The organism is Promicromonospora thailandica (assembly GCF_024171955.1).
Taxonomy (GTDB): Bacteria; Actinomycetota; Actinomycetes; order Actinomycetales; family Cellulomonadaceae; genus Promicromonospora; species Promicromonospora thailandica.
Genome location: NZ_JAMTCS010000007.1, coordinates 211,742 through 232,421, shown reverse-complemented (window position 1 = coordinate 232,421; position 20,680 = coordinate 211,742). Strand labels below are relative to the sequence as shown.

18 protein-coding genes and 1 pseudogene are annotated in these 20,680 nt (G+C 69.6%); 8 read left to right on the top strand and 11 right to left on the bottom strand.

Annotated elements, in window-relative coordinates:
- Positions 1–23: 23 nt before the first annotated feature.
- The 5 genes and pseudogenes from APR03_RS12960 to dnaA all read right to left on the bottom strand — a co-directional run bounded on the left by APR03_RS12960 (position 24) and on the right by dnaA (position 6,060).
- A complete protein-coding gene (locus tag APR03_RS12960) occupies positions 24–353 on the bottom strand; it encodes a DciA family protein (protein ID WP_253836201.1) in 330 nt (109 codons plus the stop codon).
- A gap of 205 nt (positions 354–558) precedes the next feature.
- Positions 559–1,794 carry a DNA replication/repair protein RecF gene (gene recF, locus APR03_RS12955; RefSeq protein WP_253836348.1) on the bottom strand — a complete coding sequence of 412 codons (1,236 nt, stop codon included), beginning with the start codon at positions 1,792–1,794 and terminating at the stop codon, positions 559–561.
- Positions 1,795–1,822: 28 nt separating this feature from the next.
- Positions 1,823–2,746, bottom strand: a pseudogene (gnd, locus tag APR03_RS12950) (phosphogluconate dehydrogenase (NAD(+)-dependent, decarboxylating)); the annotation flags it as partial.
- 106 nt (positions 2,747–2,852) lie between these two features.
- On the bottom strand, positions 2,853–3,986 hold the full coding sequence (gene dnaN / locus APR03_RS12945) for a DNA polymerase III subunit beta (protein WP_253836197.1): 1,134 nt from the start codon (positions 3,984–3,986) through the stop codon (positions 2,853–2,855).
- A 637-nt stretch (positions 3,987–4,623) separates the two neighbouring features.
- Positions 4,624–6,060 (bottom strand): chromosomal replication initiator protein DnaA, encoded by a 1,437-nt coding sequence (dnaA, locus tag APR03_RS12940; RefSeq protein WP_308216494.1) that lies wholly within the window; start codon positions 6,058–6,060, stop codon positions 4,624–4,626.
- 430 nt (positions 6,061–6,490) lie between these two features.
- Between dnaA and rpmH the strand changes: the two genes are divergently transcribed.
- The 6 genes from rpmH to rsmG all read left to right on the top strand — a co-directional run bounded on the left by rpmH (position 6,491) and on the right by rsmG (position 9,915).
- On the top strand, positions 6,491–6,628 hold the full coding sequence (gene rpmH / locus APR03_RS12935) for a 50S ribosomal protein L34 (RefSeq protein WP_010849920.1): 138 nt from the start codon (positions 6,491–6,493) through the stop codon (positions 6,626–6,628).
- A 3-nt stretch (positions 6,629–6,631) separates the two neighbouring features.
- Entirely contained in the window at positions 6,632–7,009 is a 378-nt protein-coding gene (gene rnpA / locus APR03_RS12930) for a ribonuclease P protein component (protein WP_253836196.1), read from the top strand.
- Positions 7,006–7,314, top strand: coding sequence for a membrane protein insertion efficiency factor YidD (gene yidD / locus APR03_RS12925; protein ID WP_253836195.1), 309 nt, complete (start codon positions 7,006–7,008; stop codon positions 7,312–7,314). Before rnpA ends, yidD begins: the two co-directional genes overlap by 4 nt.
- Positions 7,315–7,391: 77 nt before the next feature.
- Positions 7,392–8,564 carry a membrane protein insertase YidC gene (gene yidC / locus APR03_RS12920; protein ID WP_253836194.1) on the top strand — a complete coding sequence of 391 codons (1,173 nt, stop codon included), beginning with the start codon at positions 7,392–7,394 and terminating at the stop codon, positions 8,562–8,564.
- 11 nt (positions 8,565–8,575) lie between these two features.
- Positions 8,576–9,127: a Jag family protein gene (locus tag APR03_RS12915; RefSeq protein WP_253836193.1), complete on the top strand. Its 552-nt coding sequence runs from the start codon at positions 8,576–8,578 to the stop codon at positions 9,125–9,127.
- A 98-nt stretch (positions 9,128–9,225) separates the two neighbouring features.
- Positions 9,226–9,915: a 16S rRNA (guanine(527)-N(7))-methyltransferase RsmG gene (gene rsmG, locus APR03_RS12910; protein WP_308216493.1), complete on the top strand. Its 690-nt coding sequence runs from the start codon at positions 9,226–9,228 to the stop codon at positions 9,913–9,915.
- 85 nt (positions 9,916–10,000) lie between these two features.
- Here the strand turns inward: rsmG and APR03_RS12905 are convergent, their stop codons facing one another.
- On the bottom strand, positions 10,001–10,261 hold the full coding sequence (locus APR03_RS12905; protein WP_253836192.1) for a hypothetical protein: 261 nt from the start codon (positions 10,259–10,261) through the stop codon (positions 10,001–10,003).
- A gap of 1,030 nt (positions 10,262–11,291) precedes the next feature.
- Here APR03_RS12905 and APR03_RS24890 point away from each other — a divergent pair.
- Positions 11,292–13,181 carry a ParA family protein gene (locus tag APR03_RS24890; RefSeq protein ID WP_275977478.1) on the top strand — a complete coding sequence of 630 codons (1,890 nt, stop codon included), beginning with the start codon at positions 11,292–11,294 and terminating at the stop codon, positions 13,179–13,181.
- A gap of 97 nt (positions 13,182–13,278) precedes the next feature.
- Positions 13,279–14,550 (top strand): ParB/RepB/Spo0J family partition protein, encoded by a 1,272-nt coding sequence (locus tag APR03_RS12895; protein WP_253836191.1) that lies wholly within the window; start codon positions 13,279–13,281, stop codon positions 14,548–14,550.
- A gap of 69 nt (positions 14,551–14,619) precedes the next feature.
- Here the strand turns inward: APR03_RS12895 and APR03_RS12890 are convergent, their stop codons facing one another.
- The 5 genes from APR03_RS12890 to APR03_RS12870 form a co-directional block, all read right to left on the bottom strand.
- Positions 14,620–15,639 (bottom strand): D-alanine--D-alanine ligase family protein, encoded by a 1,020-nt coding sequence (locus APR03_RS12890; RefSeq protein ID WP_253836190.1) that lies wholly within the window; start codon positions 15,637–15,639, stop codon positions 14,620–14,622.
- Positions 15,640–15,736: 97 nt separating this feature from the next.
- Positions 15,737–17,047 carry an aminotransferase-like domain-containing protein gene (locus tag APR03_RS12885; RefSeq protein ID WP_443703135.1) on the bottom strand — a complete coding sequence of 437 codons (1,311 nt, stop codon included), beginning with the start codon at positions 17,045–17,047 and terminating at the stop codon, positions 15,737–15,739.
- A 150-nt stretch (positions 17,048–17,197) separates the two neighbouring features.
- Positions 17,198–17,524, bottom strand: a complete 327-nt coding sequence (trxA, locus tag APR03_RS12880) for a thioredoxin (RefSeq protein WP_253836188.1) — start codon at positions 17,522–17,524, stop codon at positions 17,198–17,200.
- A gap of 15 nt (positions 17,525–17,539) precedes the next feature.
- A complete protein-coding gene (trxB, locus tag APR03_RS12875) occupies positions 17,540–18,511 on the bottom strand; it encodes a thioredoxin-disulfide reductase (RefSeq protein WP_372494863.1) in 972 nt (323 codons plus the stop codon).
- 246 nt (positions 18,512–18,757) lie between these two features.
- On the bottom strand, positions 18,758–20,629 hold the full coding sequence (locus APR03_RS12870; RefSeq protein WP_253836185.1) for a protein kinase family protein: 1,872 nt from the start codon (positions 20,627–20,629) through the stop codon (positions 18,758–18,760).
- Between the last annotated feature and the right edge of the window lie 51 nt (positions 20,630–20,680).

Genomic DNA, 20,680 nt, shown 5'->3' with positions numbered 1-20,680 from the left:
GGAGCCCTTCGTCGTTCCCGGGGTCAGCCCCAGGTGTCCCGGGGTCCGGGGCCGCGCACCGACCGTGGTCCTCTGCGGAACCCAGGCCCGGCCGGGCCGAGCACGGTCACCTCCTCGACCACGCCCTCACCGATCTCCTCGGCCATCCGCCGCAGGAGGGTCGGCACCAGGAGCCGCAGCTGCGTGGCCCAGGCCGTTGAGTCGGCACGGACGACAAGCACCTTGTCCTCGAACGTCTCGGGTGCGCAGTGGTCGGCGATCTCGCCGCCGACGACCTCGCGCCACCGACCCATGACGCCGCCGACCGAGACCTCCTCGGTCCAGCCCTTCTCCCGCAGGAAGCGGCCGACCACGGAGCCGAGCAGCTGGGGATCGCGCGCCCCCGGGCCGGGACCGCTCGTCCTGGGCTCCGCCAGCGGGGACCGGCGCGCCGGCGAACCAGGCCGCAGCCCGCGAGCGCGCGCAGCCGCCTTCGCACGGTTGAGTGCGGCCCGCGCCACCTCCGACGCGGGGGTCAGCTCAGGTCCCGAGTTATCCACAGGGGGTTGTGGAGAGTCGTCAGTCACGTGTCACCGTCCCGGGTTCCACGTGAAACCGTACTCCGTCGAGAACCACGGGCACGTCCTCCGGGACGGCCGCTGTGACGAGCACCTGCCGGGCCGGGAGGACGAGGTCGGCGAGCCGCTCCCGACGACGGACGTCGAGCTCCGCGAACACGTCGTCGAGAATGAGCACGGGGTCGGCGTCGGTCCCGAGATCGGGGTCCCAGAAGGCGGGTGAATCCGCCGAATTCTGCGGATCTCCCCCCAGAAGCCGGAACGACGCGAGCCGCAGCGCGAGCGCGAAGGACCACGACTCGCCGTGGCTCGCGTAGCCCTTGGCCGGCAGACCGCCGAGGGTCAGCACGAGGTCGTCCCGGTGCGGGCCGACGAGGCTCACGCCGCGCTCCAGCTCCTGTGGCCGGGCTTCGGTGAGCGCCTCCAGCAGCAGGTCACGGAGCTGTCCGACCTGGGTGGAGTTATCCCCAGAGCCTGTGGACAACTCCGGTGGATGACCGGTCTCGAGCGCAGGCAGTGACGCACGATAGGCGATCTCCGCGTCCCCGTCGGCATCGCTCACCTGCTCGTAGGCGGCCGCCACCGCGGGGCGCAGCGCGGCGACGAGCTGGAGGCGCAGCGAGAGGATCTCGGCGCCGAGCTCGGCGAGCCGCGCGTCCCAGACGTCGAGCGTCGCGAGCTCCGCGGCGGCACTCTCCGACCGGGCCGAGCCGCCGGACCTGCGGGACGCACGTGCCGACTTCAGCAGCGCCGAGCGTTGACGCAGCACCCGCTCGTAGTCGGACAGCACCGCGGAGACCCGCGGCATCATCAGCACCAGCAGCTGGTCCATGAACCGCCGGCGACCGTCGGGGTCGCCCTTGACGAGGGCGAGATCCTCCGGGGCGAAGAGCACCGTGCGCAGGATCCCCAGCACGTCGCGAGCCCGGACCTGCTGGCCGCGGTTGATCCGCGCCCGGTTCGCCTTGCCCTGCGTGATCTCCAGCTCGATCGTGCTGGCCCGGTCCCCGCGCACGATGCGCGTCCGGACGACGGCGCGTTCGGCGCCCGAGCGGATCAGCGGGGCGTCTGTGGCCACCCGGTGCGACCCGAGGGTGGCCACGTACCCGATGGCCTCCACGAGGTTGGTCTTGCCGCGCCCGTTCCGCCCGACGAACGCGTTGACGCCGGGCTCCAGCTCGAGGTCGGCGGACGCGTAGGACCGGAAGTCCAGCAGGGAGAGGTGGGAGACGTACATCAACAGGTGATGGTACGTGTCCCTGTGGCTAGTCCGCCTTCTTCACCGCGTGCCCGCCGAACTGCTGGCGCAGCGCGGCGACCGCCTTCATCGCGGGCGACTGCTCCTGGCGCGACGCGAACCGGGCGAACAGCGCGGCGGAGATCACCGGGAGCGGGACCGCCAGGTCGATGCCCTCGTCGACGGTCCAGCGCCCCTCGCCGGAGTCGTCGACCCAGTCGTCCAGGAGAGCGAGCTTCGGGTCCTCCTCGAGCGCCTTGACCATGAGGTCGAGCAGCCACGACCGCACGACGGTGCCTCGGCTCCATGCCCGCACCGTGCCGTGCACGTCGTCGATCAGGTCCGACTTGGCCGCGAGCAGCTCGTAACCCTCGGCGTAGGCCTGCATGAGGCCGTACTCGATGCCGTTGTGCACCATCTTCGCGTAGTGGCCCGCGCCGACGCCGCCGGCGTGCACGAACCCCTCCTCGCGGGGCCCTTCGGGGCGCAGGGCGTCGAACACCGGCATGACGCTCTCGACGTCGGCCGCTGAGCCGCCGACCATGAGGCCGTAGCCGTTCTCAAGGCCCCACACGCCACCGCTCACACCGACGTCGAGGTAACCGATGCCCTTTGCCGCGAGCTCGGCCGCACGCTCCTGGTCCTCCACGTAGTGCGAGTTCCCGCCCTCGATCACGATGTCGCCCTCGCCGAGGATGTCGCCCAGCTGGTCGAGCACGCTGCGCGTCGCCTCACCCGCGGGAACCATCACCCAGACGACGCGCTTCTCCGCGGGGAGCGCCGCGGCAAGGTCGGCCAGGGTCGGGACGTCCGACACCTCGGGCCGCGGGTCGAAGCCCGTGACCTCGATACCGCCCTTGCGCAGGCGGGACCGCATGTTGTTGCCCATCTTCCCCAGGCCGACCAGGCCGATGTGGGTGACCATGTGCGTTTGCTCCTCAAGGGTCGATCGGACGACATCGCTTGTGGCGGCCGTCCTTGGTGCAGGCTGATAATCCCGTGCAACCCGGGGCTGAGCCCCGGCATTCCAGGGCTCGCAGCCGGTCGAACGAGGGCCGTCAGCCGGTGAAGCGGATGGGGACCAGCAGGTAGCGGTAGGACGAGTCGTCCTCGCCGTCCAGGCTGCCCTGACCGGTGAACTCGACCGGCTTGTTGGGGTGGGTGAAGGAGAGCCGCACGAAGTCGGTGCCCAGGGCACCGAGCCCGTCCAGCAGGAACTGCGGGTTGAAGGCCACGGCGATGTCCTCGCCGACCAGGACCGCCTCCAGCGCCTCCGAGGCCTGCGCGTCGTCCCCGTGCCCGGCGTCGAGGACTACCTGGCCCTCGCTGAACGAGAGCCGGATGGGGGTGTTGCGCTCGGCGACCAGGCTGACGCGCTTCGCGGCCTCGATGAGCGGCGCAGTGGCGACGACGGCATGGATCGGGGTGCTGTCCGGGAACAGCCGGCGCACCGCCGGGTAGTCACCCTCGACGAGCTGCGACGTGGTCTGGCGGCCGCCGGCCTCGAATCCGACCAGGTCCAGGCCTTGGCCTGTGGACAGGCCGACGTTCACGAGACCGCCGCCCGAGCCGAGCGACTTGGCGACATCGTTGAGAGTGCGGGCCCGGACCAGCGCGGCCGCGGAGAACCCCGGAGTGGCGGGGGTCCAGGTGAGCTCACGCAGCGCAAGGCGGTAGCGGTCCGTGGACAGGAGCGTGATGCGCTCGCCCTCGATCTCCACCCGGACGCCGGTGAGCAACGGCAGGGTGTCGTCACGGCTCGCGGCAACGGTCACCTGGGCGACGGCGTGGGTGAACGCGTCGCCGGAGACGGTGCCGCTCACCTCAGGCAGCCCGGGAAGTGCGGGGTACTCGTCCACAGGCATGGTGAGGAGCGTGAACCGGCTCGCGCCACAGGTGACGACGACCTTGCTGCCCTCGAGCGCGACGTCCACAGGCTTGTTGGGCAGCGCCCGGGAGATCTCGGCCAGCAGGCGGCCCGAGACGAGCACCGTGCCGGGCTCGGCTACCTCAGCGGGGATCTCGGACCGCGCCGAGGTCTCGTAGTCGAAGCTCGCGAGGTTGATCACGCCCTGTGCGTCCGCCTCGATGCGGACGCCCGCGAGGACAGGAGCCGGTGGCCGTGTGGGGAGCGTGCGAGCGGTCCATGTCACGGCATCAGCGAGGACGTCGCGCTCGACCCTGAACTTCATGCCGTTGCATCTCCTCTTGTTCCTGGGCTGTCGAAGGAAACCCTACGCGAGTTGAGGACCTGGTGGCACTCGAGAGGAGGTGGCTGTGGATGGACTTCTCCGGGGCTCTCGTACTAATGTTCGAAGGGGTGGAACGAGCGCTCGCTCGGCCTGATGAAGGCGTGCGGATTCCCTCTGAGAGATATCTGTCGTAGTCGTAGTAGGTGTTGTGGAAACTGGGGATATCCGGTCTTGTCGCAGGTCAGAGCCCATTTTCTCCTGTGGAGGAGCTGTGGGTGCAACTGTGCAAGAACTAGTGGCCCCTGTGGAGAGCGAATTTCTACCCACAGGCTGTCCACCGATCAGGGGGTCTCTGCCCACAGAAATCGAGCCTTCGTCCACACCCGTCCACAGGTCTGTCCCCAGGTGTGAATCGGTGGTTGGCGTCTTGGCACCAGTTTCTGCACAGGCACTGTCCACATGCCTGGGGACAGGGTGGGGAGAACTGCGTGGATCCGCGGTTCAGGGTGTGGAAAGTCCTGTGGAGGTGCGTATACGCAACACCCCTGCGCACGAGCGAGGCTGTGCACAGGGGTGGGGATTCGCCAGAAAACCGGGGTTCTGCCCGATCAGTCAGGGCGGAAGAGCGGGGCGGAGGTCAGCCGCGCTGCTGCTGCTTGATCCGGCTCGTGAGCTCGGTGACCTGGTTGTAGGTCGAGCGCCGCTCCGCCATCTGGCCCGCGATCTTCTTGTTCGCGTGCATGACGGTGGTGTGGTCGCGACCGCCGAACTGCTGACCGATCTTGGGGAGCGACAGGTCGGTGAGCTCCCGGCAGAGGTACATGGCGATCTGGCGCGCGGTGACCAGCACCCGCGACCGTGACGAGCCGCACAGGTCGTCTATGGTCAGCCCGAAGTACGCGGCGGTCTGCGCGATGACGACGGCCGGTGTGATCTCGGCGGTGTCGTCGTCATCGGTGATGAGGTCCTTGAGCACTATCTCGGCCAGCGCCAGGTCTACCTGCTGCCGGTTGAGGTTCGCGAACGCGGTGACGCGGATGAGCGCGCCCTCCAGCTCGCGGATGTTCGTCGAGATCCGCGAACCGATGTAGGAGAGGACGTCGGCCGGGACGTCGAGGTGCTCGCTCGCCGCCTTCTTGCGCATGATGGCGATGCGGGTCTCGAGGTCGGGCGGCTGGACGTCGGTGATGAGGCCCCACTCGAAGCGGGACCGCAGCCGGTCCTCGAACCCGTTGAGCTGCTTGGGCGGGACGTCCGACGTGATGACGACCTGCTTGTTGGCGTTGTGCAGTGCGTTGAAGGTGTGGAAGAACTCCTCCATCGTCTGTTCCTTGCCCTGCAGGAACTGGATGTCGTCGATGAGGAGCACGTCCACGTCGCGGTAGCGGCGCTGGAACGCGCCGGCCTTGCCTTCACCGATGCTGTTGATGAAGTCGTTGGTGAACTCCTCGGAGTTCACGTACCGCACCCGGATGTGTGGATAGAGGTTGTGGACGTAGTGCCCGATGGCGTGCAGCAGGTGGGTCTTGCCCAGCCCCGAGTCGCCGTAGATGAAGAGCGGGTTGTACGCCTTGGCCGGCGCCTCGGCGACCGCGACGGCGGCCGCGTGCGCGAAGCGGTTGGACGAGCCGATGACGAACGTCTCGAAGATGTACTTCGGGTTCAGCCGGGTGGGCTCGGCGGAAGGCTTGGGTGCCGGCAGCGGCGCGATGGGCATCTGCGCCTGCTCGGGCTCGGGTGGCTCCTGCTCGAGGGACAGCGTGGCAGGACCGGAGATCTGCGACGGGCCGGCCAACGTGCTGCTGCTGAGCTCAGGGTCTACCGTGATGCCGAAACGGACGTCGCGGCCGAGCACGGAGGACATGGCGGAGACCAGGTCGTCGCGTACCGCCGTCTCGAGATAGGTGCGGGTCTGCTCGTGCGGCACCGCGATGAAGACCATGTCGTCCAGGACGGCCATCGGCTTGGCGAGACGGATGAAGGCGAGCTGCCGGGGGCTCATGTCGGGCCGGGCCTCGAGCGCCGTCAGGGTCTGTGCCCAGACGTCGCCGATGTTCTCGTCCGGGTTGGCCACTGGCTTTCCTTCGTCTCGTGCGTGGGTGGAGCGCGCGCTGGGGGTGTCTTGGAGTCTGCCATGATGAGGCACCGTCCACACAGTTGTCCACAGGTTGTGGATTGCGCGGATCACCCCGGAAACAGTGGTACACAGGCAGGTCGCCCGGGGCCGTCGGTCGACCTTCTGGAGCGCGCGGTGTGGCGCGCGCGACACGCATGATCCCGCCGTTCTGGTTTGACCCGGAGGGGCTCTGCGGCGTAACGTCAGACAGCCGTTCCAGGTACTTCTGCGCGCCCATGCAGGGATGCGGGCCACGTTCAACGACGTCGGCCGCGACCAGTGGGCCGGGCCCCGGGTCGGCGAGGCCGATCGTCATGCCGAGCGGCCACCTTTCACTGCATCGTCGAGGACAGACGGTGTGCCTCCCCCGACGTTCTTGGAGTACCTCGTGAGCAAGCGGACCTTCCAGCCGAACAACCGGCGTCGCGCCAAGACCCACGGCTTCCGGCTGCGTATGCGCACCCGTGCCGGTCGCGCCATCCTCGCGGCCCGCCGTCGCAAGGGTCGCGCCGAGCTCTCTGCCTGAGCCATGTTGCCTGCGGCGCACCGTCTGCGCCGTTCCGTCGACTTCGAGCGGACGGTGCGCCGCGGCACGCGTGCAGGTCGATCGACCGTGGTGGTTCACCTCCTGGTACCGGACGAGAACGTCCCGGATGCAGGCGCGGGAACTCCACAGGTCGGTTTTGTCGTTTCCAAGGCTGTGGGTAACTCCGTGCAGCGCAACCTCGTGAAGCGCCGGCTCCGTGCCGCCGCCGCGGGGCACCTCTCCGTGCTGCCGTCGGCGGCTCGCGCCGTCGTCCGGGCACTTCCGCCGTCGGCGGGCGCCACGTACGCGGACCTGGACCGCGACCTCGACTCGTGCCTGCGGCGTGCCGTGGCACGTGCGACGGGAGACGGGAAGAGATGACCACCATCCCCGCGCCCGAGGGTGAGGCACCGCCGCGCGAGCCCTCCCTGATCGGTCGGCTCCCGGTGACCCTCCTGGTGGGGATGGTCCGGTTCTACCAGGCGTTCATCAGCCCGATGAGCCCCCCGAGCTGTAAGTACTACCCGTCCTGCTCGCAGTACGCCCTGATCGCGCTCCGGCGCCACGGCGCGCTGCGCGGGCTGGGTCTCGCGCTGTGGCGCCTGCTGCGGTGCAACCCGTGGAGTCTCGGCGGCGTCGACGACGTGCCGCCCGCGCGCGGCGCGCACACCCACGCCGAGGGCTGACCTGCCCCGGCGCCGGCCGCCGGCACGACACCCGCACCCGCAGACTTCGCGTCACCGACTCTGGAGCTTCTTGACCGATGGACTTCTTCGCATTCCTCTGGCCGATCGAATGGGTGGTCGCCTGGATCATCTACGGATCGCACTGGCTGTTCACCAACCTGGGCATGGCCTCGGGCCCCGGAACCGCCTGGGTCCTGTCGATCGTCGCCCTGGTGATCGTGATCCGGATCGCCCTGATCCCGCTCTTCTTCAAGCAGATCAAGGCCTCGCGCGGGATGCAGATGATCCAGCCCGAGCTGCAGGCCATCCAGAAGAAGTACAAGGGCAAGACCGATCCGGCCTCCCGCGAGAACATGACACGGGAGACCATGGAGCTCTACCGGAAGCACGGCACGAACCCGTTCGCGTCCTGCATGCCGATCCTGCTCCAGTCGCCGATCTTCTTCGCGCTGTTCCGTGTGCTGAACAGCCTCAAGCAGATCTCCGAGGGCACCGCTGACCCGATCGGCCCCATCACCCGCGATGTCGCGGGTGACATCGAGTCGTCCACCCTGTTCGGTGCGCAGCTCAGCGACGTCTTCCTGCAGACCGACTCGATGGTCTCCCGCATCGTGGTCATCGCGCTGATCGTCGCGATGAGCGTCACGACCTTCACCACGCAGCGGCAGCTCACCATGAAGAACATGCCGCCGTCGGCCCTGGAGGGTCCGATGGCGCAGACGCAGAAGCTGATGCTCTACATGCTGCCGATCGTCTTCGCGATCTCCGGCGTCAACTTCCCGGTGGGCGTGCTGATCTACTGGACCGTGACCAACATCTGGTCCATGGGCCAGCAGTACTACACGATCAAGCGGATGCCGACGCCGGGCTCCCTCGCCGAGAAGCAGCTGAAGGAGCGCCAGGCCGCCAAGGCCGCGAAGCGCGCCGCCAAGCGAGGCGAGATCATCGAGGACGCGACCCCTGTGGTCGAGCAGCCGAAGGCCGGCCAGCGCGTGCAGCCGAAGCGGAAGAACCGGCAGAAGGGTGGGGCCGCGCCGACGCGGCCTGCGATCGCGCAGTCTGCGCCGCAGGACGCACCCGAGACCGCACCGGAGGCCGGGTCGGGTACTTCGGTGGCGAGCAAGCCGGGGGCGAAGCCGAAGTCCTCCGGCACGACGCCCGGCAAGCAGCCTGGCTCCAAGCCCAAGCCGTCCGGTACGACGTCGGGCTCGACCCCGACGTCGTCGGGCAAGAGCAAGCAGAAGAAGTAGAGGAGGACGCGATGAACGCGAGCACAGGTACGGCAGCGCCGGATCCCGCGGCCCCCGTGGCTGACTCGGAGGACCGGATCAAGCGCCTCGAGGAGGAGGGCGAGATCGCGGCCGACTACCTCGAGGAGTTCCTCGACATCGCCGACCTCGACGGCGACATCGACCTCGACATCAAGCACGACCGCGCCGCGGTCGAGGTAGTGGCCGACGACGCCGAATCGCTCGCTCAGCTGATCGGCCGCGACGGCGAGGTGCTCGACGCGATGCAGGAGCTGACCCGCCTCGCCGTGCAGACCCGCACGGGGGAGCGCAGCAGGCTGATGCTCGACATCGGCGGCTTCCGAGCCGCACGCCGGGTCGAGCTGACGCGGCTCGCGACCGAGGCCGTCGAGCGGGTGCGGGCGTCGGGTGACGAGGTCGAGCTCGAGCCGCTGAACGCGTTCGAGCGCAAGGTCGTGCACGACGCCGTGGCGGCCGCGGGGCTGGTCAGCGACTCGCGGGGGGTGGAGCCCGAGAGGTACGTCGTGGTGCAGCCGGCGCCCGCGGCGGTGGCCGCGGACTGATTTCATCGGCCACGGCCTGGGGCCGGTGCACGTCCGAGGACGTGTGCCGGCCCTTCGTACGCATGGCTTTTCTACCGACAGCGAGTGGAGGACCCGACGTGAGCGGATCGGACGTGGCGGGGCAGGGGGAGTTCGGCGCCGAGGCCGAGGTGTTCGACAGCGAGACCCTGGGCAGCAGCGAAGCGGTCCGAAATTTCTTCGGCGCCGCCTACGACGGTGTGACGCGTTACGCGGAACTGCTCCGGGACCAGGGCGAGCTCCGTGGGCTGATCGGACCGCGTGAGGTTCCGCGCATCTGGGAGCGGCACATCCTGAACTCGGCGGCGGTGGCGCAGTATCTACCAGCGACGGGAGCCGTGGCGGACATCGGCTCAGGTGCGGGGCTGCCGGGGATCGTGATCGCGGTCATGAGGCCCGACCTCGAGGTACTTCTCGTCGAGCCGATGGAGCGGCGCACGACGTGGCTGTCCGAGGTCGCAGGAGAGCTGGGGCTCACCAACGTGCAGGTGAAGCGGGGCAGGGCGGAGGAGTATCATGACGCGTTCGAGGTCGACGCCGTCACGTCGCGCGCTGTCGCTCCGCTGTCGAAGCTGGCCCGGATGAGCCTTCCCCTGGTACGTGTGGGTGGTGAGCTGGTCATCCTCAAGGGCCGGAACGTGGCGCAGGAGATCGAGCCGGCTCGAAAGGTGCTCAGGAAGTACGGCGCGGCCGAGCCCGAGATCCTTGAGGGGCTGACCGTCGAGGGCGTGGAGTCGACGACGATCCTGCGCGCGCGTCGGTCGAAGTAGTGCTGAGGATGTTTCACGTGGAACGGAGCGGTCACCGAGGGGGTAATCGCCCCGCTCGACGCCCTTCAGGGCCGAGCGACGCTCGTCAGCAGCCGCCGCAGTTGTAGTAGAGGATGTCCCAGTGGTTGCCCTCGTCGGTGTACAGGTTGCCGGAGCCGGAGCGGTACTGGTGGCCCCAGCCGGAGATGTAGCCGACGTACGTGAACGTGCTGGTGATGTAGCTGTCGACGCAGGCGGAGTGTCGGATATCGAGCTTGTAGCCGTTCCAGTGACTGTAGGTGCCGCTGGAGTGGCCGGTCTCGGTGCCGCCCGTGATCGTGATGGCGCATCCGGTCGCTGACCTCAACGTTCGGATGCCGTCGATGGTGGTCTGGCGAACCTGGTCGAACGAGGTGCAGGTCGCGACGTTGCGGTCGCTGCACCCGCCGCTCGACGTCCACGAGATGCTAGCGGCACTGAGCTGACTGGCAGCCTGGGCGTGGGTGAGGAACGTGGCAGCGGTCGCGGGCGGCGCGACGGCGAGGACGAGAATTCCTGTCAGTGCTGCGATGAGGGATGTCGCTCGGGTAGCAAGTCTGGGCAAGGTGCCTCCTCCGTGGACCGGTTGGCCTGACCCCTTGAGGCTAGGAGGCGCCCTGGCGCTCGAGGGCATACCAGATGCGACATACCGTGCCGAGGCCATGGTCGTTTCACGTGAAACGAGACCCCGAGTCGAAGCAGGCCGATGGCGTGGCCCGAGATCTGCTTCACGTGAAACCGATTCGGCCGTGAGGCAAACCGCCTCGTCGGATCGGTGTCGTGTCGCGTCCCGCGACTCCAGGGAGACGTGGTGCAGACTCGGCCCAACTTGATCGCTGCAGGGTCGGCGTTTCGGCACCCCGGAGAAGGTCCGCGACCGTAGCGTTGCTCGCGTGTGCTTCTTCAGACGAAAGTCCAAGCGAAAGGCGGCGGCCGCAGCCGCGGCGGTGCCGGCTGCCCCGGTAACTGTGCCCGACTCGTCCGCTTCGGGCCCGCCCGCCTCCGCAGGTGAGGCAACGAACGAGACCGAGGCAACGTCGGCAGCGCCTGTGGCTCTGCCCCAGGACGGCGTCGCCGGACCGTCGGCAACGGAACTAGGCACCTCGGCGCGCACTGACGACGGCGCAAGGGCAGCCGTCGAGATCGGGTCGACCGGGGACCCCGGGCCTGCGGCTGGAGGGCCAGCCCATGAGGGAGGGACGAGGGCGGCCGCGGACGCTCCGGCCATCGACGGCGCACGGGGACAACGTGAGGCGAAGGAGGGCGGCCTCGACCTCCCCGCCGTCCGTTCCGGCGGAGCCACCAGCGTCTCGACCCTGGAGGTGCCGGTCGAGACCGAGAGCGGGAGCGTCGAGGACTTGGCCGAGGACGGCGCGGCGGAGAACGAGCACAACGGCGCGCAGGGGAACGGCGCCCAGCACAACGGTGTGACGGACTCGGGCGCCGCCGCTCCCGTCAGCGACGCAGCTGCCGGCGACACCGATGCTGCTCAGGATACGAGCGAGCCGGCTTCGGACCAGGAACCCGACCACGGGCCGCGCACGAGCTCGAACGGCGCCGCCCAGTCGGTGCCGTCATCGGTGGACATGGCGCCACCCCGGCCGGAGCCCGCGCCGGGCGTGCCGAGGGACGAGGTGTGGGGTCAGGATGGTGCAGACACGAGGAGCGCAGCGGTGTTGAGTCAGTTGATCGAGTCCGTGACGATGCCCGCCGCAGAGGAGCCCGACAGCGCGGGCGAAGATGCCTCGACGAGCAGTGCACCGCTTCTCCCTGGCGACGGCACCGGTGCAGGGTTGCCCGGGGACGAGCCAGGAGGCTCTGCCGCAGAGGACCGTGCCGAGGCCGACGAGGTCGAGCCTGAGGCGGGTCCGGCCGCTGAGCTCTCTGGCGGTGCCTCGGCTCAGCTCGCACAGGAGCACGATCCCGATCTGATGGACGAGCTGCCGACAGATCGGCCCGTGCCAGCGGACGCGATCAAGCGAGCCAGCGAGGCACTCGACGCGGCCGTCAATGCGGCGCCGGCTGTGATCGGGCACGCAGTCGTCGACGACGACGAGGAGGTGGCGTACGTGGATGCGGAATTCACACATTCCGACCGAGAAACCGCGTCGGAGGCCGAGCCAGATGCGGTGGCCAGCGATTACAGTGGCGGCGTGACGGATCCGATTCCTGTGCAGAGCCTCTCCGCTCCCGGCGTTTCACGTGAAACGTCCGGGGCAGCGGAGACGGCCCACGGCACGCAGCAGCCCACAGGCGGCCCGCACGGTAGCGATGACGAGCGTCGTTCAGCCCTCATCGCCACCGTCCCTGCCGTTGACGACACGACTCCTGTCGCCGCCGAGCTCGCCATGGACGCTCGTCGACGCATCGAACTTCAGGGGCGCCGCTTCCCGCGCCCGCCGAAGACTCGCATCATCACGGTGGCGAACCAGAAGGGCGGCGTCGGCAAGACGACCACCACGGTGAACATCGCCGCCGGCCTGGCTCAGTCCGGACTCAATGTCCTGGTGATCGACAACGACCCCCAGGGGAACGCGTCCACCGCGCTCGGTATCGAGCACCGGGCGGGGACGCCGTCGGTCTACGAGATCCTCGTCGAAGGGGAGTCCCTCGCGAGCACGGTCCAAGAGTGCCCTGACATCCCGAACCTGTGGGGCGTGCCGGCGACCATCGATCTCTCGGGTTCCGAGATCGAGCTCGTCTCGCTCGTTTCACGTGAAACACGGCTCCGCAAGGCGATCGACAAGTATCTCGCTGACCGCCTGGCGGCGGGCGAGGAGCGGATCGACTATGTGCTCATCGACTGCCCGCCCAGCCTGGGCCTGCTCACGGTGAACGCGTTCGTGGCCGGCCGGGAGGTCTTCATCCCGATCCAGTGCGAGTACTACGCACTCGAGGGCCTCAGCCAGCTGCTCAAGACGATCGACCTGATCCGTTCCCACCTGAATCCGGAACTGCGGGTCTCGTCGATCCTGCTCACCATGTACGACGGACGCACGAACCTGGCGCAGCAGGTGGCGGGGGAGGTGCGGTCACACTTCCCGGCGGAGACGTTCAAGACGACGATCCCGCGATCGGTCCGCATCTCCGAGGCCCCGAGCTACGGGCAGACCGTGATGACCTACGATGCGACGTCGACCGGTGCGCTGGCATACCTTCAGGCGTCCCGCGAGCTCGCTGAGCGCGGCCAGGGGGGTTCGAGCCCTCGCCGTGCGATGAAGCCGGAAGCGGTGGGTGCGCAGGACTGATGGTCCGCGATGACGAACGGCTCGTGCAGCGCGCCGTGCCGATGGAGACACAACCTGTCCGTGCTCGACGCCGGACCGGAACCGACGAGGAGACACGATGAGTGCGAAGCGACGCGGGCTCGGGCGGGGCCTGGGCGCCCTGATCCCCACCGGTCCTGAGCTGGACGAACGGGCGCCCGGCGCAGGACTTGGCGAGTCCGACGACGCGAGCAGCGGGCCGGGGGGCACGGTCGCGACCGTCGTGGCGGAGCGCCCGTCCGCGCCCGACGTGACGGTCGAGCCTGAGGCCGGCGTACCGCCCGTCGAGGCGACGCCGACCGAGGCACCGCAGGAGCGCAAGCCGGCCAAGAGCTCGGGCCCGCGGCCCAGCACGGTGAAGTGGGACTCCGCGATCGCGAGCGGCCGCTTGTCGGTCGCGAACGAGGCTGCCGAGGGTGGCAGCGCGTCGGCTCTCGACAACACCTTCTTCGGCCGGGAGCAGAGCGAGCCCGGTGTCGTTTCACGTGAAACGGCGGACCTGGTTCCTGTCCCGGGGGCTCGGTTCGCCGAGCTACCGGTCACCGCCATCCGACCCAACACGTGGCAGCCACGGACGGTCTTCGACGAGGGTGACCTCGACGAGCTGGTTGACTCCATCAAGGAGATCGGCGTGCTCCAGCCGATCGTCGTCCGCCCGGTCAAGGATGCTCCGGGCGAGTACGAGCTGATCATGGGCGAGCGTCGCTGGCGTGCGACGCAGGCCGCCGAGCTGGACACGATCCCCGCGATCGTCCGCGACACCGAGGACGGTGACATGCTCCGGGACGCACTCCTGGAGAACCTGCACCGCTCCGACCTGAACCCGCTCGAAGAGGCCGCCGCCTACCGGCAGCTGCTCGACGACTTCGGCTGTACCCACGAGGAGCTCGCCACCCGCATCGCCCGCAGCCGCCCGCAGATCTCGAACACCCTGCGGCTGCTGCGCCTGCCGCCACTCGTGCAGCGCAGGGTCGCGGCGGGCGTGCTGTCGGCCGGCCACGCTCGCGCGCTGCTCGGTCTCAGCGACGGCGCCGAGATCGAGCGGCTCGCGCAGCGCATCGTCTCGGAGGGACTCTCGGTGCGTGCGACCGAGGAGATCGTGATGCTCACCGAGTCCGAGGGTGGCGCCGGCAAGACGCGGAAGGCGCCTCGGGCCGGGACGCGGAGCGAGGCGGTGGACGAGCTCGCGACGCGGCTCTCCGACCGCTTCGAGACGCGGGTGAAGGTCGCGCTCGGCAAGACGAAGGGCCGCATGACCGTCGAGTTCGCCTCGGTGGAGGACCTCAACCGGATTCTGCAGGTCATGGCGCCGGAAGAACGCGGTCTGCTGAAGCCGCCGTCGGAGGACTGAGGCGGCGCACGGACAGGAAAAGGGCCGGCACCCCGTCAGGGTGCCGGCCCTTTTCGCACGACGAACGGGCTACCGCGCCGGGAGCAGCGCTCTGTCGACGATCGATCGGTAGAGCTCCGCGAGGTCGCGCCCGCTGGCAGTGGCGGCCTGCGGCAGCAACGACATCTCGGTCATGCCGGGTGCCACGTTCACCTCGAGGACGTGTGCGGTACCGGAGCCGTCGAGGATCAGGTCGGTGCGTGACAGGTGTCGCAGCCGAAGAGCACGGTGCGCACGCACGGCGACGTCGGCGACGTGCGTCGCCTGCTCCCGGGTGAGGCGAGCAGGGGCGAAGAACTCCGTCTCGCCGGCGACGTACCGGGCGGCGTAGTCGTACCCGTCCTCGGCCACGATCTCGACCGCGGGCAGCGCCTCGGCGCCGTCCGGGCCGTCGATCACGCTGACGGCGAGCTCGACCCCGTCGATCGCGCGCTCGATGAGCGCGGTCTCCCCGTAGGCGAAGCACTCGACCATGGCGCGCGGCAGGTCCTCGGCCCGGGACACGATGCTCACGCCGAGTGCGGATCCGCCCTCCGTCGGCTTGACCACCAGCGGCAGCCCGACGTGTCGCACGATCGTGTCGAGCACCGGCTGCGCCCCGAGATCCCGGAAGAGGCTCTGGGGGAGCGTCACGTAGTCCGGGGTGGCAAGCCCGGCCTCGAGCAGCGCGGCCTTGGCGATGGGCTTGTTCCAGACGACCCGGCTGGCACGGGGACCCGTGCCGACGTACGGCACGCGCGCCATCTCGAGCACGTCCCGCACCGAGCCGTCCTCGCCCGAGGCGCCGTGCAGCAGCGGCCAGACGACGTCCGGTCGCGTGTCGCGCAGGAAAGGCAGCAGGTCCGCGTCGACGTCGTGCACCACGACATCGAGCCCGGTGGAGCGCAGCGACTCGGCGACCCGGCGGCCCGAGCGGATCGACACGTCGCGCTCGTGCGACAGGCCGCCGGCGAGGACGACGACCAGGGGACTGCGGTCGGCGTCGTCGGGCGCGGCAGGGGCGGGGGCGGACGACGCCGACGCGTCGGCGGCTGAGGCGGGACTGGTCATCGAGGGCTCACTCGGTCGGGACGGATCATCGGTTCGGCAGCCATCGTGTCAGACGCGCACGTCACCCTGGTGACCTGCACGTCTGACGCGAGGAGAGTCAGGCCAGGTCGGGTGCGGGGCCTTCGACGTCCTCGGCGTCGGGGTCCGGCTGGGCGGACGTGCCGAAGATCTGCACCAGCTCGGACTCGGCGTTCACGACACCGGCCAGGCGGCGCACGCCCTCGCGGATGCGCTCCGGCGTCGGGAAGCAGAACGAGAGGCGCATGTGGTCGGAACCGCTGCCGTCGTAGTAGAAGGCCGTGCCGGGCACGTAGGCGACGCGCGCCGTGACGGCGCGCGGCAGCATCGCCCGCGCGTCGAGGCCCTCGGGGAGGCGCACCCACACGAAGAATCCACCGCGCGGCACGTTCCACGACGCGGTCGGGAGGTACTCGCCGAGCGCGCCGACCAGCGCGTCGCGACGGTCGCGGTACATCTCCCGGTAGTCCTTGATCTGGGCCTTCCAGTCGCAGGTCTCGAGGTATGTCGCGACCGCGAGCTGCGACGCGTTCGACGGCGACAGCACGGCGGACTCGCTCGCCAGCACGAGCTTGTCGCGCACGGCGTGCGGCGCGATCACGAAGCCCACCCGGTATCCGGGGGCGAAGGTCTTCGAGAACGACCCCAGGTACAGCACCCCGTCGGTGTCGTAGGAACGCAGCGCCGGCAGCGGCTCGTCGTCGAACCCGAGCAGACCGTACGGGTTGTCCTCCACGACGAGAACGCCGTGGCGGCGGCAGATCTCGAGGATCTGAGGCCTCCGGGCGGCGGACAGCGTGACCCCGGCCGGGTTCTGGAAGTTCGGCACGGTGTACAGGAACTTCACGCGCCGGCCCTCGGTCGCGAGCCGGGCGAGCGCGGCGTCGAGCTCCTCGGGCACGAGACCGTCGGCGTCGAGGGGCACCTGGACGACGTCGGCCTGGTAGGAACGGAAGACGCCGAGCGCGCCGACGTACGACGGCGCCTCGGTGACGACCACGTCGCCCGGGTCCACGAAGATGCGTGTGACCAGGTCGAGGGCCGACTGCGAGCCGGTGGTGACGACGACGTCGTCCGGGTGGGCCGAGACCCCTTCGAGGGCGACCACCTGCGTGATGTGCTCGCGCAGCGACTCCTCGCCCTGCCCGGACCCGTACTGCAGCGCCGTGGTGCCCTTGGTGGCGATGAGTCGCTGCATCGTGTCGGCGATGACGTCGAGCGGAAGGCCCTCGAGGTACGGCATGCCGCCCGCGAGCGAGACCACCTCAGGGCGGTTCGCCACCGCGAAGAGCGCCCGGATCTCCGACGCGCGCATGCCGTGCGCTCGCGCCGCGTACGAACCGAACCACGGGTCGAGGCGGTTACCGGCAGTCTCGGGAAGCTCGTTCACGCCCGCCAGTCTCGCACGCGGCCGGGTCCAGGCACAGGGCCGTTCGTGGCGAAACGGTGAGGTTACGGGGGGCGCGGAGCAGCCACGACGCAGAGGAGCGCGCGCCCGGTCCAGGGACCGGGCACGCGCTCCAGGTGCGGCGGCGGGCGGTCAGCCCGCGAGGACCTCGTCGATCTCCTGGGTCAGCGCACGCTTCGGCCGCGCCCCGATGATCGACTTCACGACCTCGCCGCCCTTGTAGACGTTGAGCGTCGGGATCGACACGATGCCGTAGTCCATGGCGGTCTGACGGTTCTCGTCGGTGTCGATCTTCACGATCTTGATCTTGCCCTCGTACTCCTCGGACAGCTCCTCGAGGATCGGTGCCACCATGCGACACGGACCACACCAGGTGGCCCAGAAGTCGACGAAGACAGGAATGTCGGAGTCGAGGACCTCGGTCTTGAAGGTGTCGTCGGTGACCTTGATGGTGCTCATCCGTAATCTCCTTGATCAGTCGTTCAGCGAGTCCAGGTACGCCTGGGCGTCGAGCGCCGCGGCGCAGCCGGACCCGGCCGCCGTGATCGCCTGGCGGTAGGTGTGATCCACGGCGTCGCCGCAGGCGAGGACGCCGGGGAGGTTGGTGCGCGTGCTGCGCCCCTCGACGAGGATGTAGCCGTTCTCGTCGAGGTCGACCTGGCCCTTGACCAGGTCGGTGCGGGGCTCGTGGCCGATCGCGACGAACAGGCCGGTCGCGTCCAGCTCGCGGATCTCACCGGTCACGGTGTCGCGCAGGCTCACGCCCGCGACCTTGTCCTCACCGTTGATACCCGCGACCTCGCTGTTCCAGGCGAACTCGATCTTCGGGTCCGCGACGGCGCGCTCCGCCATGATCTTCGAGGCGCGCAGGTCGTCGCGGCGGTGCACGACGGTGACCTTGGAGGCGAACCGCGTGAGGAACGTGGCCTCCTCCATCGCGGAGTCGCCGCCGCCGACCACGGCGATCTCCTGGTCGCGGAAGAAGAAGCCGTCGCACGTGGCGCACCACGACACGCCGCGGCCCGAGAGTCGCTTCTCGTCCGCCAGGCCCAGCTCGCGGTAGGCGGAGCCGGTCGACAGGATCACCGCGCGGGCGCGGTAGGTCTCGCCGCCACCGGTCACGATCGTCTTGATGTCACCGGTCAGCTCGACCTGCTCGGCGTCGTCCCACACCACCTGGGCACCGAACTTCTCCGCCTGCTCGCGCATGGCCTCCATGAGGTCGGGACCCTGGATGCCGGCGGGGAACCCGGGAAAGTTCTCCACCTCGGTGGTGTTCATCAGGGCGCCGCCCGCGGTGACCGAACCGGCGATGACCACGGGCGCGAAGCCGGCACGCGCCGCGTAGATCGCTGCGGTGTATCCCGCGGGGCCGGACCCCACGATGACGACGTCGAGCACGGGCGTCTCGGTCCCGGCTGCCGGTGCGGTGGTCTGTTCGGTCAAGGTTGTCTCCTCGAGTTCCATGGGCACACGCATCAACACGCGGGCGTGTCCCAGTGTTCCAGCCGACGTCGTCCTCGGCGCGGTCGTGGACGTGAGTCGTGCCACACGATATCGACGAATTTCGATGGATAGAAGGGGCCACTCCGTGGTGAGACGGAGAACGGCCCCGGACAGTCTCTCCCGGTGGGGAGATGTCTGCCCGGGGCCGCACCGTGCGCGCCGGTACGCTGCCGGCGACGCCGGACGTCAGCTCAGCACGACCTCGTTGAGCTCCAGCCGGAAGCCGTCGGAGACCTGCGGCAGCTCGGTGATCCAGATGGTGAACGAGTCGCTCACGACCGGTTCGGTGAGCTCGAAGGTCGTGGTGTTCGCGAAAGCACCCTCCGCGACCACCTCGCCGCCCTCGCCGCCACGGAGGATCTGCACCTTGCCACCGGGGGTGTTGGTCAGCAGCTCGATCTTGGTGACCGAGGCGGGCTCGCGCAGCTTGAGCTCCATGCCCAGGTACTTCTTGAAGTTGCCGAACTCGGGGCGTGCATAGGTGGTCGTGTAGTAGAACGACTGCGGATCGGCGTCGTAGGCCCGCTCGACCGCCTCGGGGTGGTCGATGGTCTGGCCCTCCCACTCCAGCTCGCCCAGCAGGGCCGCCGAGTCGATCACCGGACGGGCCTCGGTCTCCGGGGGAGCGGAGGGTTCGGCACTGTTCTCACCCTCCTGCGTGGCCCCGCCGCCTGCCGACGCGGAGACGGAAGGGGACGGGGAGGCATCCGCGATGACGTCGGACGGCGGGATGAGCACCGCGTTGATCGCCCAGATGAGGCCGGCCACGACCGCCACGCCCACGAGGCCGAGCACGATCGGCGTGGGGTTCACGCCGCCGCGCCTGGGTGCGGGCTGGGTCGCGAAACCGCCGTCCGGCTGCTCCTGGTAGCCACCACCGTCCGGGGGGTAACCGCCGGGCGCGAACTGGGGCGGATACTGCTGCGGCGCGCCGGGCGCGTACTGGGCCTGGTCGTACCCCGGCTGTCCTACGGCGACCGGCTGGCCGAACTGGTCGAACGCCTGCGTCGCGCCGTCCGGCGGAGGCGGCGGCACCGGTGCGTGCTGCTGGCCGTAGGCCTGCGGCTCGTAGGTGTAGTCGCTCTGCGGCTCGGGGTAGCCGGCGGGCACGGCACCCGCCCCCGCGGCCAGCGTCTCGTCGGAGCGTGCGATCCGGCCGGACACCGGGCGTCGTACGGGCGGGGCACCCTCACCGCTGAAAGCGTCGGCGATGGACTGGCGTCGCGGACCCTCCGGCTCAGGCTGAACGAATCCAGGCAGCGATGCCACTACGGAAACCTCTCCCCACGGCGCGAGGGCCGTGGTCACGTCGTCGGGGTTCATCGGGCCGCCGGAGCCGCCGGACGCGTCGAACGTCCGGGACACCAGGGCGTCGATGTCGGCGTCCACGTGGGGGACCAGCGTGGACAGGGGCGCCACGGCGCCGGAAGCGTCGAGCTGCGCGGGCAGCGGGATCAGGGTGTCCTTCGCGATCCAGTCGGCCTCGAGGTCGGGGCCGGGCCAGCGAGCCGTCATCGCGTAGTAGAGGAGGGCGACCAGACCTTGTGCGTCGAGCTGCGCGGGCCGGCCGTTGAGCGTGTCACCGGAGGCGAGGCCGCCGTCGAGGCCCAGGCCCGTGACCTTGACCTGGTGGCCGTCGACACGGACCGCCTCGGGCCGCAGCGCGGTGTGATGGACCCCGCGCGCGTGCGCCACGGCGAGCGCGGAGGCCGCCTCGCCCACGATGGCGCGCGCCTGCTGCTCGTCCACCAGCCCGCTCGAGACGATCTCCGTCAGCGTGGTGCCGGTGTGGGGTTCGGTCACCACGTACCGGCGGTCCTGGGCGTCCGCACCGGCGTCGAGCACCCGGACCAGGCGGGGGTCGGTGACGAGCGCGGCCCGCCGCGCGGAGTCGAGGGCGTCGCCCGCGTAGGGCCCGGTCACGAGCGTCACCCGCACCTCGCGGTCCAGGATCAGGTCACGAGCCTCCCAGGCGGTGGTCGCGGCGAGGTCGGTCGAGACCTGCTGGTCGAGCCTGTACCTCTCGACCAGCACGGTGCCTGGTTCGACGGTGCTCACGCGGACCTCCTCGCTCGCTCGGGGGACACTAACAGGTGCGCGACCTCGGCG

Coding starts and splice junctions, on each gene's coding strand:
- recF (WP_253836348.1), bottom strand. CDS start 1,794: ATGTACGTCTCCCACCTCTCCCTGCTGGACTTCCGGTCCTACGCGTCC.
- dnaN (WP_253836197.1), bottom strand. CDS start 3,986: ATGAAGTTCAGGGTCGAGCGCGACGTCCTCGCTGATGCCGTGACATGG.
- rnpA (WP_253836196.1), top strand. CDS start 6,632: ATGTTGCCTGCGGCGCACCGTCTGCGCCGTTCCGTCGACTTCGAGCGG.
- yidD (WP_253836195.1), top strand. CDS start 7,006: ATGACCACCATCCCCGCGCCCGAGGGTGAGGCACCGCCGCGCGAGCCC.
- yidC (WP_253836194.1), top strand. CDS start 7,392: ATGGACTTCTTCGCATTCCTCTGGCCGATCGAATGGGTGGTCGCCTGG.
- APR03_RS12915 (WP_253836193.1), top strand. CDS start 8,576: ATGAACGCGAGCACAGGTACGGCAGCGCCGGATCCCGCGGCCCCCGTG.
- APR03_RS12895 (WP_253836191.1), top strand. CDS start 13,279: ATGAGTGCGAAGCGACGCGGGCTCGGGCGGGGCCTGGGCGCCCTGATC.
- APR03_RS12890 (WP_253836190.1), bottom strand. CDS start 15,639: ATGACCAGTCCCGCCTCAGCCGCCGACGCGTCGGCGTCGTCCGCCCCC.
- trxA (WP_253836188.1), bottom strand. CDS start 17,524: ATGAGCACCATCAAGGTCACCGACGACACCTTCAAGACCGAGGTCCTC.